Source organism: Streptomyces sp. NPDC046860 (assembly GCF_040645115.1).
Taxonomy (GTDB): domain Bacteria; phylum Actinomycetota; class Actinomycetes; order Streptomycetales; family Streptomycetaceae; genus Streptomyces.
This window is the reverse complement of record NZ_JBEYXQ010000011.1, coordinates 207,296-222,059: the sequence shown is the minus strand read 5'-3', so window position 1 is coordinate 222,059 and position 14,764 is coordinate 207,296. Positions and strand designations below refer to the sequence as shown.

The 14,764-nt window shown below is 72.9% G+C and carries 17 protein-coding genes; 11 read left to right on the top strand and 6 right to left on the bottom strand.

The window, feature by feature from the left end; translation table 11 throughout:
* Positions 1–51 precede the first annotated feature (51 nt).
* The 6 genes from mgrA (at position 52) to ABZ898_RS18515 (ending at position 4,586) form a co-directional block, all read left to right on the top strand.
* A complete protein-coding gene (mgrA, locus tag ABZ898_RS18540) occupies positions 52–1,098 on the top strand; it encodes an L-glyceraldehyde 3-phosphate reductase (RefSeq protein WP_361659485.1) in 1,047 nt (348 codons plus the stop codon).
* Positions 1,099–1,224: 126 nt separating this feature from the next.
* A complete protein-coding gene (locus ABZ898_RS18535) occupies positions 1,225–1,710 on the top strand; it encodes a TrkA C-terminal domain-containing protein (protein ID WP_361659482.1) in 486 nt (161 codons plus the stop codon).
* Between the two features lie 5 nt (positions 1,711–1,715).
* Positions 1,716–2,960: a cation:proton antiporter gene (locus ABZ898_RS18530; protein WP_361659479.1), complete on the top strand. Its 1,245-nt coding sequence runs from the start codon at positions 1,716–1,718 to the stop codon at positions 2,958–2,960.
* Between the two features lie 60 nt (positions 2,961–3,020).
* Complete coding sequence (locus tag ABZ898_RS18525) at positions 3,021–3,659, top strand: DedA family protein (protein WP_361659476.1); 639 nt, start codon at positions 3,021–3,023, stop codon at positions 3,657–3,659.
* A gap of 86 nt (positions 3,660–3,745) precedes the next feature.
* Entirely contained in the window at positions 3,746–3,919 is a 174-nt protein-coding gene (locus ABZ898_RS18520; RefSeq protein WP_361659473.1) for a CsbD family protein, read from the top strand.
* A 247-nt stretch (positions 3,920–4,166) separates the two neighbouring features.
* Positions 4,167–4,586: an ATP-binding protein gene (locus tag ABZ898_RS18515; protein ID WP_361659470.1), complete on the top strand. Its 420-nt coding sequence runs from the start codon at positions 4,167–4,169 to the stop codon at positions 4,584–4,586.
* A 28-nt stretch (positions 4,587–4,614) separates the two neighbouring features.
* Here the strand turns inward: ABZ898_RS18515 and ABZ898_RS18510 are convergent, their stop codons facing one another.
* From ABZ898_RS18510 to ABZ898_RS18495, 4 genes are all read right to left on the bottom strand, one after another.
* The gene (locus tag ABZ898_RS18510) at positions 4,615–5,637 is read right to left on the bottom strand and encodes an MASE1 domain-containing protein (protein WP_361659467.1); all 1,023 of its coding nucleotides are present in this window, start codon (positions 5,635–5,637) and stop codon (positions 4,615–4,617) included.
* A gap of 72 nt (positions 5,638–5,709) precedes the next feature.
* The gene (locus tag ABZ898_RS18505) at positions 5,710–6,546 is read right to left on the bottom strand and encodes a PP2C family protein-serine/threonine phosphatase (protein WP_361659464.1); all 837 of its coding nucleotides are present in this window, start codon (positions 6,544–6,546) and stop codon (positions 5,710–5,712) included.
* A 106-nt stretch (positions 6,547–6,652) separates the two neighbouring features.
* A complete protein-coding gene (locus ABZ898_RS18500) occupies positions 6,653–6,973 on the bottom strand; it encodes a hypothetical protein (protein ID WP_361659461.1) in 321 nt (106 codons plus the stop codon).
* Between the two features lie 62 nt (positions 6,974–7,035).
* Complete coding sequence (locus tag ABZ898_RS18495; protein ID WP_361659458.1) at positions 7,036–8,244, bottom strand: hypothetical protein; 1,209 nt, start codon at positions 8,242–8,244, stop codon at positions 7,036–7,038.
* A 172-nt stretch (positions 8,245–8,416) separates the two neighbouring features.
* Between ABZ898_RS18495 and ABZ898_RS18490 the strand changes: the two genes are divergently transcribed.
* From ABZ898_RS18490 to ABZ898_RS18480, 3 genes are all read left to right on the top strand, one after another.
* Positions 8,417–9,871: a glyceraldehyde-3-phosphate dehydrogenase gene (locus ABZ898_RS18490; RefSeq protein ID WP_361659455.1), complete on the top strand. Its 1,455-nt coding sequence runs from the start codon at positions 8,417–8,419 to the stop codon at positions 9,869–9,871.
* 139 nt (positions 9,872–10,010) lie between these two features.
* Complete coding sequence (locus ABZ898_RS18485) at positions 10,011–10,595, top strand: WHG domain-containing protein (protein ID WP_361659452.1); 585 nt, start codon at positions 10,011–10,013, stop codon at positions 10,593–10,595.
* A gap of 15 nt (positions 10,596–10,610) precedes the next feature.
* Complete coding sequence (locus ABZ898_RS18480; protein WP_361659449.1) at positions 10,611–11,789, top strand: GDSL-type esterase/lipase family protein; 1,179 nt, start codon at positions 10,611–10,613, stop codon at positions 11,787–11,789.
* A 26-nt stretch (positions 11,790–11,815) separates the two neighbouring features.
* Here ABZ898_RS18480 and ABZ898_RS18475 read toward each other — a convergent pair whose 3' ends face one another.
* Positions 11,816–12,454, bottom strand: coding sequence for a class F sortase (locus ABZ898_RS18475; protein WP_361659447.1), 639 nt, complete (start codon positions 12,452–12,454; stop codon positions 11,816–11,818).
* 111 nt (positions 12,455–12,565) lie between these two features.
* Positions 12,566–13,117 (bottom strand): hypothetical protein, encoded by a 552-nt coding sequence (locus ABZ898_RS18470; protein ID WP_361659444.1) that lies wholly within the window; start codon positions 13,115–13,117, stop codon positions 12,566–12,568.
* A 362-nt stretch (positions 13,118–13,479) separates the two neighbouring features.
* Here ABZ898_RS18470 and ABZ898_RS18465 point away from each other — a divergent pair, with 362 nt between their 5' ends.
* Entirely contained in the window at positions 13,480–14,346 is an 867-nt protein-coding gene (locus ABZ898_RS18465; RefSeq protein WP_361659441.1) for a fructosamine kinase family protein, read from the top strand.
* 212 nt (positions 14,347–14,558) lie between these two features.
* Positions 14,559–14,750, top strand: coding sequence for a putative ATP-grasp-modified RiPP (gene tgmA, locus ABZ898_RS18460; RefSeq protein WP_361659438.1), 192 nt, complete (start codon positions 14,559–14,561; stop codon positions 14,748–14,750).
* Positions 14,751–14,764 lie beyond the last annotated feature (14 nt).

Genomic DNA, 14,764 nt, shown 5'->3' with positions numbered 1-14,764 from the left:
ATCAGTCCCGCATCCCGGGACACCCCTACGGCATCACCCGGAGACCACCCGATGAACCACGTCGCGGACCCCGCTCGCTACGACGGCACCATGCGCTACCGGCGCACCGGCCGCTCGGGGCTCGACCTGCCCCTGCTGTCGCTGGGCTACTGGCACAACTTCGGCGACGACCGGCCCTTCGAGTCCCAGCGCGAGATCGCGCTGCGCGCCTTCGACCTGGGAATCACGCACCACGACCTGGCGAACAACTACGGCCCGCCCTACGGCTCGGCGGAGATCAACTTCGGCCGGCTGATGAAGCAGGACCTCGCCCCGTACCGTGACGAGCTGGTGGTCTCCACCAAGGCGGGCTGGGACATGTGGCCCGGCCCCTACGGCCAGGGCGGCGGCTCGCGCAAGTACGTGCTGGCCTCCCTGGACCAGTCGCTGAAGCGCATGGGCCTGGACTACGTGGACATCTTCTACTCCCACCGGCTGGACGCGAGCACGCCGCTCGAGGAGACGATGGGCGCGCTCGACACCGCCGTACGCCAGGGCAAGGCGCTCTACGTCGGCATCTCGTCCTACGACGCCGAGCGCACCCGGCAGGCCGCGGCCATCCTGCGCGAGCTGGGCACGCCGATGCTGATCCACCAGCCGTCGTACAGCATGCTCAACCGCTGGATCGAGACGGAGGGCCTGCTGGACGCGGCCGAGGAGGAGGGGTTCGGGGTCATCGGCTTCACGGCACTGGCCCAGGGCCTGCTGACGGGCCGCTACCTGGACGGCGTGCCGCAGGACTCGCGGGCGGCGGCGGGCAAGTCCTTCGACCAGTCCTGGCTGACCGAGGACATGCGCGGCCGGCTGCGCGCCCTGAACGACATCGCGGCCCGGCGCGGCCAGACCCTGGCCCAGATGGCGCTGGCCTGGGCTCTGCGCGACGAGCGGGTGACCTCGCTGGTGATCGGCGCCTCGCGCACCGAGCAGCTGGAGCAGAACGTGGCGGCCCTTCAGAACCTGGAGTTCAGCGCCGAGGAGCTGGCCGAGATCGACAAGTACGCCACGGACGGCGGGGTCGACCTGTGGCGCGACGCCCGCCAGGGCAACCTCGGCGGCTGACAGGCGGATAAACCATGACGTAACCCCCCTGGGACGACCGCTTCCTCCGGTGGCCGCGCACGGCCCGGTTAGGGTGCTCGGTAATGATTGCACCAAGAAACGGTCAAGAAACCCAGGGGGGTTGCCATGGGAACCGCACGCACGAGTAGGACACCGCTGCCGGGCATCGGCGTCCGGTACGACCTCACCACCCGCGAACACCGCCGCCTGTCGGTGGTGGCCCACCGCGACGGGGCACGGACGCTGAGCGCCTACCGCGAGGACGATCCCGACGCGTGCGCGCTGTCGGTGCAGTTGAGCGGCGGGGAGGCGGAGGCGGTCGCCGGGGCGCTCATGCCGACGCATCGGAGCGCCAGCCTGCTCTGGACGACCGAGCTGGGTCTGGTGGCCGAACGCGTCTCGCTGCCCTCCACCTCGCACTGGAACGGACGGCTCCTCGGCGAGACCCGGATGCGCACCGAGACCGGCGTGTCGATCGTGGCCGTGCTGCGCCGCGCGGACGCCATCCCCTCCCCCGGTCCGGGCTTCCGGCTCGCGGGCGGCGACACGCTCATCGTGATCGGCACCCGCGAGGGCGTCGACGCGGCCGCCGGCATCCTCGGCAGGGAGTGATCGGGATGCATTCCTCCGCGGTCTTCCTCATCGAGTTCGGCGCCATCATCCTGGCCCTCGGCCTGCTGGGGCGGCTCGCCGCCCGGCTCAGCTTCTCCCCCATCCCGCTCTACCTGCTCGCCGGTCTGGCCTTCGGCGAGGGCGGACTGCTGCCGCTGGGCGCCAGCGAGGAGTTCGTGGCGATCGGCGCCGAGATCGGCGTGATCCTCCTACTGCTCATGCTGGGGCTGGAGTACACCGCCGGTGATCTGGTCTCCAACCTCAAGACGCAGTACCCGGCCGGCCTGGTGGACTTCGCGCTCAACGCGGTGCCGGGCGCGGTGATGGCCCTGCTGCTGGGCTGGGGCCCCATCGCGGCCGTGGTGCTGGCCGGCATCACCTGGATCTCGTCCTCCGGCGTCATCGCCAAGGTCCTCGGCGACCTGGGGCGGATCGGCAACCGGGAGACGCCGGTGATCCTCAGCATCCTGGTGCTGGAGGACCTGTCGATGGCGGTGTACCTCCCGCTGGTCACCGCGCTGCTGGCCGGTACGGGCTTCGTGGCGGGCGGCATCACGCTCGCCATCGCGCTCGGCGTGGCGGGCCTGGTGCTGCTGCTGGCGTTGCGGTTCGGCCGGGTCATCTCCCGCTTCGTCTCCAGCGACGACCCGGAGAAGCTGCTGCTGGTGGTGCTCGGGCTGACCCTGCTGGTGGCCGGGCTCGCCCAGCAGTTGCAGGTCTCCGCCGCGGTCGGGGCGTTCCTGGTGGGCATCGCGCTCTCCGGCGAGGTCGCCGAGGGGGCGCACAACCTGCTCGCACCGCTGCGGGACCTGTTCGCGGCCGTGTTCTTCGTGTTCTTCGGCCTGCACACCGACCCGGCGAGCATCCCCCCGGTGCTGCTGCCCGCGCTGGCCCTCGCGGTCGTCACCGCGTTCACCAAGATCGCCACCGGCTACTGGGCCGCGCGGCGCGCGGGTATCTCGGTGCGGGGCCGCTGGCGGGCGGGCGGCACCCTGGTGGCCCGCGGCGAGTTCTCGGTGGTCATCGCCGGGCTGGCGGTCACCTCGGGCATCGACTCCCGGCTCGGCCCGCTCGCCACCGCGTACGTGCTGATCCTGGTGGTCGTCGGCCCGCTGACCGCGCGCTACACCGACCAGATCGCCATGGCGGTCGCCGGGCGCCGCCGCGCCCGTACGGTCCCGGACCGGGCTCCCGAGGAGCCGGCCGCCCCGGCGGCGGTGCGCGACCAGGACGCGGTCGGCCGGTCCTGACGCCGCTCTTCGCGCAGGTCACGACCAAGGCAGGGGTGCGGCGCGGCGTACGGTGATGCCATGCCGCCTCCCCTGCCCGGCCCGCTGGCACCGCTCGCCCCGCTGCTCGGCCAGTACGGCTACTGGGCCGTCGGCACGGTCGTCTTCCTGGAGGACTTCGGGGTGCCCGCCCCGGGCGAGACGATCCTGCTCGCCGCCGGGGTCTACGCGGGTGCGGGAGAGCTGAACATCATCGCCGTCGCGGCCATCGCCTTCGCGGCGGCGGTGATCGGCGACAACGTGGGTTACCTCATCGGCCGCACCGGCGGCCGGGCGTTCGTGGAGCGCTGGGGCAAGTACATCCTGCTGACCCCGAAGCGCTTCGAGGCGGCGGAGGCGTTCTTCCGGCGGCACGGCGGCAAGATCGTCACGGTCGCCCGGTTCGTGGAGGGACTGCGCCAGGCCAACGGGATCATCGCGGGCACCACGGGAATGGCCTGGCCCCGCTTCCTCGCCTTCAACGCCCTCGGCGCCGCCCTGTGGGTGGGCCTGTGGTCGACGCTGGCCTACCTCGCGGGCAGCAACATCACGGCCGTGTACGACGAGATCGTCCGCTACCAGCGTTACGTGCTCATCGCCGCCGGAGTGCTGGTGGCGGCCCTTGCCGTCCGGTATCTGGTCCGGCGGCGCCGCGCCCGCCGGGAGGAAGAGGATTCATGAATCCCGACTTTTTCGGTTTGGGCCGTGCCGATGGGGATAGCCGGATGTCGACCACGCACCGAAAAACGTTGGGATGTGAAAACCCGATGGCTGGCGACCAGAAGGCCAAGGCCAAGGCGGAGCAGCTCAAGGGCAAGGTCAAGGAGACCATGGGCCGCGCCACCGGCAACGAGAGCATGGAGGCCAAGGGCCGCGCCGAAGGCGCGAAGGGTGACGCCCGGCAGGCCAAGGAAAAGGCCAAGGACACGTTCAAACACTGACTCGGTGCGATGCCGTGCCGGGCGGGCCCGGAAATCCCTCGTGGATTTCCGGGCCCGCTGTTTTGTTTCGTCGCACGCTCTTTCACGGCTTCTCCTTCGCACGTCCGGGGGATTCACCGGGTCTCGCCCCTTGACCGGCGCGACAGGGGGTAGCCGGTCCTGAGAAGGGACGATCCACCGAGATCGCACGAACGGGCCGGAACCGGCCACCACGGGAGAAGGGCGATTCCGTATGGACCTCCCCCTCATGGCAGACGCGCCGACGCGGACGGCGTCGGTCCCTCCGCGCTACTGCCGCGGCTGGGACGCCGACCCCGCGTCCCTGCCGGACACCCGGAACGCGGTCGCCGACCTCCTCGCACGGCTGCGCCCCGCACCGGGCCCGCGCACGGTGCAGGACGCCCAGCTCGTCGCCAGCGAGCTCGTCACCAATGCGCTCAAGCACGCACCCGGGCCGTTCACGGTGCGTCTGGAGGTCGTGCCGGACGCGGCGGCGCTGCGGATCAGCGTCACGGACGCCTCGCCCAGGCCGCCCATGCACCGGCCGCCGGACCCCGAGCGGGTGGGCGGACACGGCCTGCGCCTGGTGAGCCTGCTCTGCGGCGCCCTGGAGGTCACTCACCTGGGACACGGCAAGCGGGTCACCGCCACCCTCGCACTGGCCTGACGGGCGCGGTTCCGCCCGCTGTGCCGGCTCAGCGGCCGGGCGGCGGCGCGTCGTCGCCCGGCCGGAGCAGGGGGTCGGCGTCCTCGGGTGCCGGCCGGGGCGGCGGGGCCTCGCCCGCGGTGAGGTGTTCCAGTACCTCGACCAGTTCCTCGCACGCCTGCTCCACCGAGCGCCGGGTGTGCCGCTGTTCGCTGATCACAGCGCACAGCAGCAGCGCGGTCAGCGCCATGGTGCCGTTGAAGCCCTGGAGCTTGGCCATGATCTCGACGCGGCTCAGCCCGCGGAAGGCGCCCTCCCCGTCGTTCGCCGCGACGGCGGCCAGTACGGAAGTGCCCAGCGCGCACAGCATGCTGCCGGGCAGTTCGAAGCGCAGCGCGCCCCAGATGATCAGCGGGTAGACCAGGAACAGCAGGCTGAAGTGGCTGAAGACGGCGGGCGGTACGACGCACGCGGCGACCACGGCCAGCGCGGCGGCCTCCCACCGGCGGGGCCGGGGACGCAGGCTCCGGGCGTGGCTGAGCACCAGCAGGATCGGGGTGACGAGCAGGACGCCCATGGCGTCGCCCACCCACCAGGCGAGCCAGACCGTCCAGAAGCTGTGCGCCGGCATCCGGTCGGTGACGACGAGGAGGGCGACACCGAGGGTCGAGCTGATCAGCATCGAGCCCAGCGCGCCCAGGAACACCAGGGCGAGCCCGTCGCGCAGCCTCCTGAGGTCGGTGCGGAACCCGGCCCGGCGCAGCAGGTACACCGCCACCAGCGGGGCCAGGGTGTTGCCGACGAGGTAGCCGAGCGAGTAGAGCACGGGCGTGTCCAGCGACAGCACGATGAGGTAGGCGCCGAGGGTGACGCCAGGCCAGTAGCGCACCCCGAGGACGAGCAGGGCGGCGACGGCGACGCCGGTCGGCGGCCAGATGGGGGTGACGACCGCGCCGTCGACGCTGAGCTTGCACAGCAGGCCGAGCCGTCCGGCCGCGAAGTAGCAGACCGCGACGGCCAGGGCCACGGCGACATGACCGCCGGGCCGCCGCGCTTCCGGGAAGGCCACCACCCGGCAACTCTCACACCGCTCACGCGGCCTCGGCGCGGTGGACGGCGCCTATGGCCTAACGGCATGGGGCCGCTAGGGCGGCGGCGCGGTGACCGGGGCGTCGTGACCGACGACGAGCACGGCCGCGTCGTCGTCGTGGCCCACGTGGTCGGCGCCCTTGATCACGGCGGCGGCGAGCGCGTGCGCCTTCAGTCCGGCGACGGCCGCGATGCCGGCGAGGCGCACGACCTGGGCGAGACCGTCCTCGACGTGCAGCGAGGGGCCTTCCACGACGCCGTCGGTGAGCAGCACGAAGACGCCGCCGGTGGAGAGCCGGTGGCGGGTGACGCGGTAGTCCATGCCGGGCTGGATGCCCAGCGGCGGGCCGCCCATGTCGTGGACGACGCCGGACTTGCCGTCGGCGGTGGCCCAGACGAAGGGGATGTGCCCGGCCCGCGCGCTCTCCAGCACCCCCGTGGCGGGGTCCAGCCGGAGGAAGGTGCAGGTGGCGAAGAGGTCGCTGCCGAGGGTGAGGAGCAGGTCGTTGGTGCGGGCGAGGAGTTCGCCGGGTTCGCTGGTGACGGAGGCGAGCGCGCGCAGCGCGGCCCTTACCTGGCCCATGAAGGCGGCCGCCTCGATGTTGTGGCCCTGGACGTCGCCGATGGTCAGGCCGATCCGGCCGTCCGGCATGGCGAAGGCGTCATACCAGTCGCCGCCCACGTTGAGGCCCTGGTTGGCGGGGGCGTAGCGCACGGCGAGATGGAGTCCGGGCCGGCTGGGCAGGTCGCGCGGGAGCATGCCGCGCTGGAGAGCGATGGCCAGCTCGACCTGGCTGCGCTGCTGTTCCGCGCGCTCACGCGCCTGGGCGGTGAGCGAGCCGAGTCTGGCCAGCAGCTCGTCACCTTCGTCCGTGGGGCGCTTGCGGAACATCGTTCACATCCGGTGGGCGGTGAACCTGGCGGGCCGTTGTCTGGATTTTACCTGTCCGGGTGCATCCGGCGTCCCGGAGCGGCCCGCCGGGGCACGCCGCGGGCCGTCAGCTCACCTGGGAGTCGATGCCGGTGATCACCGCGGGTCCCAGGGGCGCGGTGTTCTCGTCCAGACCGGCCGTGCGCAGTGCTTCGCCGGCCAGGCGGCGGGCCTCCTGTTCGGCGTGCTTGTTGTTGTCGGCCTCCACGGTGAGGTGGAGCGTGAAGGTGCCGTCCTCGTTGACGTTGAGGGTGTCGAGGTCCTCGGCGATGCCCAGGTCGGTGCCGTGCGGGTCGGCGGGGCGCAGGGCCCGCCCGAGCCGGGCGCGGGTGTCGGCCTCGATGTCCTCGGTGAAGGTGCCGGGCACGGTGATCACGTAGGTCGTCATGGTCGTCCTTTCCTCGAAGCCCCCCGCCTACCCGCTTTCCCGTTCTTCGCACCGGCCGTCGCTCACAGCGGCGAATGGACGACCACCGTCACGTAGGCGCCGTACAGCACGGAGAGCAGGGCCAGGGCCCCGCCGACGAGGAGGGGTGCGACGGGGCGGGTGCGCCAGGCGCGGGCGAAGGCGAGGGCGGGCGGGATGAGGAGCGGGAAGGCGGGGAGCAGGAAGCGCGGCTTGGAGGAGAAGGAGCCGGAGCCGAGGACGACCAGCAGGACGAGGACCCCGGCGAAGACCACGAGGGGCAGCGGGGCGCGCTCGGCGCAGAGCAGCCCGAACAGCACCACGCCGACGAGGACGACGACGAGGGCGACGGGGTAGACGACCTGGCCGCCGTGGGCGAGGAGCGCGCCGACGAAGCGGGCGGCCCCGGCGCCGAAGTCGACACGGGAGCCCCAGGCGCCCTGCACGGAGAAGTAGCCGCCGGTCAGGTCCCCGGTGCGGTGGCCGACCCAGAGGACGTAGCCGAGCCACCCGGCCGGGGCGACGGCGGCGCCCGCCCACACGGCCGGGGCGGCCCGGTCGCGGCCCGGGCGGAGCCGGAGCGCGGCGGCGGCGATGACGGCGACCGCGACGGCGAAGCCGGTGGGCCGGGCGAGGCCCGCCGCCAGGGCGAGCCCGCCGGCCCAGAGCCAGCGTTCCTTGAGCACGCTGTACAGGGACCACGCGGCCAGGGCGGCGAAGAGGGACTCGGTGTAGGCGATGGTGAGTTCCACGGCGTGCGGCAGCACGGCCCACAGGGCGACCAGGGCGGTGGCGGCGGCGCGGCCGTACAGGTGGTGGCCGATGAGGTAGACGCCGTACGCCGCGACGACGGCCGCGGTCCAGGCGACCAGCAGGGCGGCCGCCGCGAGGCCGACCGGGAGGACGGTATCGGCGGCGCGTACGAGTGCGGGGTAGAGCGGGAAGAAGGCCCAGTCGCTCTGCACTCCCCCGGTGGGGGTGATCCAGATGAGGCGGCCGTAGCCGTGGGCGGCGATGTTCAGGTACCAGCGCGAGTCCCAGGAGTGGGCGAGGCTGCGCACCAGGGGACGGCCGGTGAGCGCGTTGGCGGAGATCACGGCGGCGATGCCCGCCACGCGGACGGCGGCGAACAGCGCGAGGGCGAGGAGGGCGCCGTGCGGTGCGCGGTGGCGGACGATCCGGGGCAGTACGCGGCGGCGGGGCGCGCGGGCGGGGGCGGCCGCTCCGGGCCGGGGGGCGGAAGACGTGATCACGCTCCGACCATGGTCACGCGGCGTGCGCGGTGCAATGCGGATCAACGGTGTCGCGCGCTCTTCCACCCTGATTCAGGAACGGCGGCGGGGAGGACCCGCTGACAGGCGCCTCTGGTGATCAAAGTAGTGTGTGCCTACCATATGAGCGCCGCCTAGCTCGAAAGATAGATCTGTGACTGTCAATGACGACTCGTTCACGAACTGGAAGCACCGCGAGGAGATCGCGGAGTCGATGATCCCGATCATCGGGAAGCTGCACCGCGAGCGGGACGTGACCGTCCTGCTGCACAGCCGCTCCCTGGTGAACAAGTCGGTGGTCAGCATCCTCAAGACGCACCGCTTCGCCCGGCAGATCGCGGGCGCGGAGCTGTCGGTCACCGAGACGATGCCGTTCCTCCAGGCGCTGACCGCCCTCGACCTCGGCCCTTCCCAGATCGACCTCGGCATGCTCGCCGCCACCTACAAGGCCGACGACCGGGGACTGAGCGTGGCGGAGTTCACCGCCGAGGCCGTCGCCGGGGCCACGGGCGCCGAGAAGATCGAGCGCCGCGAGCCGCGCGACGTCGTGCTCTACGGCTTCGGCCGCATCGGCCGCCTGGTCGCCCGCCTGCTGATCGAGAAGGCCGGCTCGGGCAACGGCCTGCGGCTGCGTGCCGTCGTCGTCCGGGGCGGCGGCGCCAAGTCCGCCGGCGACCTGGTCAAGCGGGCCTCGCTGCTGCGCCGCGACTCGATCCACGGCCAGTTCCAGGGCACCATCACGGTGGACGAGGACACCAGCACGATCATCGCCAACGGCAACGAGATCAAGGTGATCTACGCCGGCGACCCGTCAGAGGTCGACTACACCGAGTACGGCATCGACAACGCCATCCTCATCGACAACACCGGCAACTGGCGCGACCGCGCGGGCCTGTCCCAGCACCTGCGGCCCGGCATCGACAAGGTCGTCCTGACCGCGCCCGGCAAGGGTGACGTGCCGAACATCGTGCACGGCGTCAACCACGACACGATCAAGCCGGACGAGCAGATCCTGTCCTGCGCCTCCTGCACCACCAACGCCATCGTCCCGCCACTGAAGGCGATGGACGACGAGTACGGGGTGCTGCGCGGCCACGTGGAGACGGTCCACTCCTTCACCAACGACCAGAACCTGCTGGACAACTACCACAAGGCCGAGCGCCGGGGCCGGTCCGCGCCGCTCAACATGGTGATCACCGAGACCGGTGCCGCCTCCGCCGTGTCGAAGGCGCTGCCGGAGCTGAAGGCGCCGATCACCGGCAGCTCGATCCGGGTGCCGGTGCCGGACGTCTCGATCGCCATCCTGAACCTGCGACTGGGCCGCGAGACCACCCGCGAGGAGGTCCACGACCACCTGCGCGAGGTGTCGCTGACCTCCCCGCTCAAGCGCCAGATCGACTTCACCACGGCGCCCGACGCGGTCTCCAGCGACTTCATCGGCTCCCGCAACGCCTCGATCGTCGACGGCGGCGCCCTGAAGGTCGACGGCGACAACGCGATCCTCTACCTCTGGTACGACAACGAGTTCGGCTACTCCTGCCAGGTCGTGCGGGTCGTCCAGCACGTGTCGGGCGTGGAGTACCCCACCTACCCGGCCCCGGAGGTCTGACCGCCCCTCGCCGCGCCATGACGGCCGCCGACCGCACTCCGGTCGGCGGCCGTCCGCGTTCCCGGCTGCACCTGATGCCCATTTGCCTAAACCCTTTAGGTAAATACATAATCGGTCAGGTTCTTCGAGAGGTGGTCCCATGGCGCGCGCGGGTCTGAGCACGGAACGGCTGGTCCGGGCCGGGGCGGAGCTGGCCGACGAGGCCGGGTTCGCGCAGGTGACGGTGTCCGAGCTGGCCCGGCGGTTCGGTGTGAAGACCGCGAGCCTGTACGCGCATCTGCGCAACTCCCACGACCTGCGCACCCAGATCGCCTTGGTCGCCCTGGAGGAGCTGGCCGACCGCGCGGCCGAGGCGCTGGCGGGCCGGGCCGGCAAGGACGCCCTGACGGCGTTCGCCCACGCCTACCGCGACTACGCGCGCGAGCACCCGGGCCGCTTCGAGGCCGCCCGCTACCGCCTGGACCCCGAGACCGCCGCCGCGAGCGCGGGTGTCCGGCACGCCCAGATGACCCGGGCGATCCTGCGCGGCTACGACCTCGCCGAACCGGACCAGACCCATGCCGTGCGTCTGCTGGGCAGCGTGTTCAGCGGCTTCGTCGGCCTGGAGTCGGCGGGCGGCTTCGACCACAGCGCCCCCGGCTCGCAGGAGTCCTGGGAACGCGTGCTCGACGCGCTCGACGCCCTCCTGCGGAACTGGCCCGCCACTCCCCCGCCCGCCCCCTGACCCGACAGGCCACCGATGACCACCGCCTGGATCACCACCCCGCTCAGCGCCGAACTCGTCCGGGGCGCCGCCGAACTGGAGCGCACCGAGCGGGGCCTGCTCCCGCACCGGCTGCCCGCCCGGGCGCGGGCCCAGTGCGCCGACCCGCAACTGCACCTGGTGGAGTCCCAGCCCTCCGGCGTACGCCTGGTGTTCCGCACCCGCGCCACCGCGATCGAGCTGGACACCCTGCCGACCAAGCGGGCCTACCTGGGTGCCCCGCCCCGCCCGGACGGCGTCTACGACCTGCTCGTGGACGGCCGCCCGGCGGGCAGCGCCTCCGTCACCGGCGGCGACACGCTCAGGATCGACATGTCCACCGGCACCGCCGAGCGCGTCCCCGGCCCGGCGGGCACGGCCCGCTTCACCGGACTGTCCGCCGGGTCGAAGCTCGTGGAGATATGGCTGCCGCACAACGAGACCACCGAACTGGTCGCCCTGCGCACCGACGCCCCGGTGGAGCCCGTGCCGGAGCCGGGGCGGCCGGTGTGGCTGCACCACGGCAGCTCCATCAGCCACGGCTCGGACGCCGAGCGCCCGACCGGGGTCTGGCCCGCCGTCGCCGCCTCGCGCGGCGGCGTCGAGCTGGTCAACCTGGGGCTCGGCGGCAGCGCGCTGCTGGACCCGTTCACCGCCCGCGCGCTGCGCGACACCCCGGCCGACGTGATCAGCGTCAAGCTGGGCATCAACCTGGTCAACACCGACGTGATGCGGATGCGCGCGTTCGGGCCCGCCGTGCACGGGTTCCTCGACACGATCCGCGAGGGCCACCCCGGCACGCCGCTGCTCGTGGTCTCGCCGATCCTGTGCCCGATGCACGAGGACACCCCGGGCCCGACCATGCCGGACCTCTCCGCGCTGGCCGAGGGGCGCCTCGCGTTCCGCGCCGCGGGCGACCCGGCCGAGCGGAGCCAGGGCAAGCTGACGCTGGACGCCGTACGCGAGGAGCTGGCCGGGATCGTGGCGCGGCGCTCCGCCGAGGACCCGCACCTGCATCTGCTGGACGGACGCGAGCTGTACGGCGAGGCCGACTTCGCGGAACTGCCGCTGCCCGACGGGCTCCACCCGGACGGCGCCGCGCACCGGCGGATCGGCGAGCGCTTCGCGCGGATCGCCTTCTCCCCCGACGGCCCCCTGGCGGCCCGCGCCCGATGAGCGGCCCGCGCCCGGTGAGCGGACCCTCAGGCGAGGTGGCCGAAGACGACCAGGTTCTCCGTGTAGTCCTTGGCCGAGTGGTCGTAGTCCCCGGCGCAGGTGATGAGCCGGACCTCGGGGCGCTCGGCGTCGGCGTACACACGCTCGCTGGGGAAGTCGTCCTTGGCGAAGGTGTCGGCGCTGTCCACGACGAACTCCGCCGTGCTGCCGTCGGCCCGCTCCACGGAGAAGCGGTCGCCGGGCGCCAGTTCGTCGAGGTCGGCGAAGACCGCGGCCGAGGTGGTCGTGTCGACGTGCCCGGCGATGACGGACGTGCCTTTCTCGCCGGGTGAGACGCCCTTGCTGTACCAGCCCACGAGGTTGGTGTTGTTGGCCGGGGGCGGTTCCAGCTGGCCGTTGGAGGCGAGCACGAGGGCGGTGAAGGGGGCGTTCACGCCGATCTTGGGGATGCGCAGCCGGGTCGGGGCCGAGCGGGGCAGCGCACCGCCCGCCTCGACGCCGCCCGCCGTGGCGCTCTGGGCGCGGGTCACGCCGGGACCGGCGCCGGTGCCGGTGCCGTGATGGCCGCCGAAGACGCTGAGCGCGAGGACGGCGATGGCCACCACCCACAGCGTCAGCCGGCCTCCCCGGCCCGCGTTCTCACCGCAGGAGGGATCTGCTGCCATCGGACACCACCTCGTTCGGGCACGGCAGCGCGGGGATCGGGATCGTGGGGCGCGGGCCGCCGACGCGGCTGGGCGTCGACGGCGGCCACGGCCCCTGATGCGCGGGGACGGTCAGGAGGCCGACCCGGCGGCCTTCTTGCGGCGCAGCGCGTAGGCGCCCACGGCACCGGCGGCCAGGACGGCGACGCCGCCCGTGGTCACGCCACCGGAGCCGGCGAGACCGCCGCCACCGGTGTGCATGCCGCCGCGCGGTTCGTCGCTGTCGGAGTCGCCCTTGCCGCCGCTGTCCTTGCCGCCGCTGCCGCCTCCGTCACCCTTGTCCTTGTAGCTCTCCGGGTCGAAGCGGCTGTCGTCGCCGGAGTCGGAGCTCCAGTCGTCGCTGCCGACGGCGGCGAGGGCGCCGCCGCCGGTGTGCACGCCGCCGCGCGGGCCGTCGCTCTCGGAGTCGTAGGAGTCGCGGCCGGAGTCCTTGCCGCCGGAGTCCTTGCCTCCGGACTCCTTGTCGCCCGAGCCCTTGTCCCGGTCGGAGTCGCTGTTCTGCTCCTTGTTGTAGGAGGAGTCGTCCCGGCCTCCGTCGTCCCCGGCGAGCGCGGCGCCGGGGGTGGCGAGGGCGAGGGCGGCGGATGCGGCCGCCGTGGCGAGAAGAATGCGGGCAGAACGCATATCGGTGTCCTTCCGCCGTGGCCGGGCAGCGGATTCCTCATCGGCTGACATGACCCGGCCTCGACATGATCCACCGTCGGACAGGCTGTCGCCGGGCACCATTCAGGCCGTCCAGCCGGGTCAGGTCTCCACCCGTCTGTCGCAGCGACACGCCGGTACGGCCCCCGGACGGCCCAGCCGATGACCCGTCCGGCCGCCCGCTCGCGGCCACCGGCCGCCGCCGTCGGCCGGGAGGCGGCCGGGGACGCCGACCGCGGCGGCCGCCACCGCCCCGCATTCCGGGCAAACTTGGCCGAAAACCGTCGTAGCAACGCTCGAAGTAACTGACGTGGTCCGGCCTTTGCCGACCGTACCCTGGGCCCGTGGTCGAGCGAGTCGAAGATCCTGGGCTGACGGCGTCCCGGCTCACCGGGCGCCGGGTCGCGGGCGGCCCGGTGGCACCGGGGTCGCCCGCCGAGGTGACGCTGGAGGACGGCACGACGGTGATGGTCAAGCGCGGCGACGGCCCCGGCGCGGCGGCCGCCGAGGCGGCGGGGCTGCGCTGGCTCACCGCCGCGCACGCGGTCAGGGTGCCCGAGGTGCTGGGGCACGACGCGTGGTCACTGGTCGTCGAGCGGGTGCCGACCGACAGCCCGGCACCCGGAGCGGCGGTGCGTTTCGGCCGCGCGCTCGCGGCCCTGCACGCGGCGGGCGCCCCGGCCTTCGGCGCCGCCCCGCCGGACGGGCCCGAGGACGCGTACATCGGCCGCGCACCGATGCGGAACGTACGGGGCGAGGACTGGGCCCCCTGGTACGCCGAGCACCGGGTGCTGCCGTATCTGCGCGCCGCGGCCGACGCGGGGACGGTGCGTCCGGGCGAGGCCGCGGTGATCGAGGCGGTGTGCGAGCGGCTGCCCGCGCTCGCGGGTCCCGCGGAGCCGCCCGCCCGGCTGCACGGCGACCTGTGGCAGGGCAACGTCCTGTGGGGCGCCGACGGCGAGGTCCATGTCATCGACCCGGCCGCGCACGGCGGCCACCGCGAGACCGACCTGGCGATGCTCCGCCTGTTCGGCTGTCCCCACCTGGAGCTCGTGCTGGCCGGGTACGAGGAGCGGAGCCCGCTCGCACCGGGGTGGCGGGACCGGGTCGGGCTGCATCAGCTCTTCCCGCTGCTGGTGCACGCGGTGCTGTTCGGCCGGGGGTACGCCGAACAGGCCCTGGCCGCCGCCCGTACCGTACCGGGCGGGTGAACCGGGGCCGCGCGGGCCGTACTCGGGGCGCGGCGGGCCGGCCGGGCGGACGAATCCGCGGTGGAGCGCAGCCACCGCGCGCCGCACGGCGTCCTTCCTGCTGACCCGCCGGCCGATGGTGCCTCCCTCCGGACTATGGTCACGGAGTGTGAGGAAACCAACCAATCGTTCGATTCGTATAAGGACGTGAAGGACGAAACAGGGGAGAGACCATGCAACCGTTCACGCTCAACTACGCGCGACCCGCTGGGCAGTTGGATGTCACCACGCCGTACGCGTACGACTCCGCTCTGCAGTTGAACGTCCTGCCCGACGGGCGGATCGCCGCCACCGACCACGCGATCCTGCTCGCCCTGGGGACGACCACCTCCACGGCAGGCTCCAAGACACATTTCGACGACTGATCGCGGGCCCCGGA